1 protein-coding gene is annotated in these 1568 nt (G+C 69.7%); it reads right to left on the minus strand.

Annotated elements, in window-relative coordinates; translation table 11 throughout:
- Positions 1–44: 44 nt before the first annotated feature.
- Positions 45–1502: an IS66 family transposase gene (tnpC, locus tag ITP53_RS55225; RefSeq protein ID WP_195903467.1), complete on the minus strand. Its 1458-nt coding sequence runs from the start codon at positions 1500–1502 to the stop codon at positions 45–47.
- Positions 1503–1568: the final 66 nt, after the last annotated feature.

A 1568-nucleotide genomic window follows, 5' to 3' on the forward strand; every position in this document is an offset into this window, starting at 1 on the left:
GTAAGCAATCAGAAGGTTCTGTGACGCTGGGTGATATGTGCTGATCAGGCGTCGAGTGTGACGGGCGGCATCCAGAGGCGGCCGGTGAAGGCGCGGTGGATCGCCTCGAAGGCGCTCAGCCCGTGCTTGCGGGCGCTGTCGAGGTAGGAGCGGATGGCGAGCCAATGCGCGGCGCCGTCTTCGGATTGATGGCAGCCGGAGATCTTCACCTGGGTCTTGACGGGGCGAAGGGCGCGCTCGCCGGTGTTGTTCGTGAACGGCACCCAGCCGGGGAAATCGGCGAAGCGCAGTACGTCAGCGGCCCGGCGCTGGAGGCGTTCCAGCAGGTTGCGGGCCGGGGACTGTTTGCGTCCCGGGGCGCGGGGATGCAGCGACAGCCCGACGCGGATCCCGTGGTGGAAGGATTCGAGATAGATCCGCGCTCGCTCGGGCGGGATCTCGGTCAGCCCGGCCTCGCGGGCCTTGATCGCCTGTTTGTTGAGCTCGGCCAGTGCCCAGCGGATCTGTGCCGGCCACCGCCGGCCGGGATGGTCCTCGGCTGCGGCGGTCAACTCCCTGACCAGGTGGGCTCCGCACAGTTGGTGTCGGGCCTGCGGATATCCGTTGTACAGCGACAGCGAGTCGTGCACCAGCACACCCCGGAACTCGGGGAGCACGCCGAGGGCGTTGGCCCCATCTCGGGAGCGTTCGCCCAGGCCGAGCAGGGTCAAGGTGTTCGTGCAGGCCACGTGCAGCCAGCGGCGCGTCGCCCCGATCCGGGTGGTGGTCTCATCGACGTGCAGCACGTGCGTGAGCGTCAGCAGCGCGCGGATCACGGTGATGCTGCCGGCGACCAGGGTGGCGGCCTCGGCCAGGATGGATGACACCCAGCCGGGTGAGACCCGGGCTCCGGTGACGTCGGCGATCAGCTGGGCGCAGCGTTCCACCGGGACGTGCTGGAACACCAGCAGATAGGCGGCGAGCGCGCGCAGGTTCGGCCCGTACGACGACGGCGCGCCCGCCACCGTCTCGGGCATGTCCGCGCTGGTGACCCGGCCGCACCCGCCGCACCGGCAGCGATGTGCCCGGTGCTCGGTCACCGTCACGGTGACCAGGGGAATGTCGCGCACCTGACGGCGCGAGTAGCCGACGCTGTCGGCGGTCAACAGCTGCTTGCCGCATCCGCCGCAGGCGTCCGGGACGTGGTCTTCGACCGCGTCGGGGACCTCGGCCATGGCCAGGCCGCCTCCCGGCGCGCCGGGTTGGCGGCCCCGCTTGCGCCCGCTCTTGGGCGGCGGCTTGTTGTCCGGCCGGACGAAGGTGTCACTGGACGGCGGTAACGAGGAGTTCCCCGAGTTGCGGCTCTGCCTGCGTTCCAGTTCGGCGACCCGTGCGTTCAGCCGCTCCACTGTCGCTTCCAACTGCGCGATCGTCTGTCGCTGGGCCTCGATCGTGGCCATCTGCCGGACCACCAGCGCGGCCAGCTCGTCATACGACGGGCGGCGCTCCGGGGTCTTCGACACCCAAAGATCATCCCATCGCGCGGGCGGTGCTCACGCCAGCAAGATCGTGAGCTGCTGAATGCCTAC

It is taken from the genome of Nonomuraea cypriaca (assembly GCF_015645445.1).
Lineage (GTDB): Bacteria > Actinomycetota > Actinomycetes > Streptosporangiales > Streptosporangiaceae > Nonomuraea > Nonomuraea cypriaca.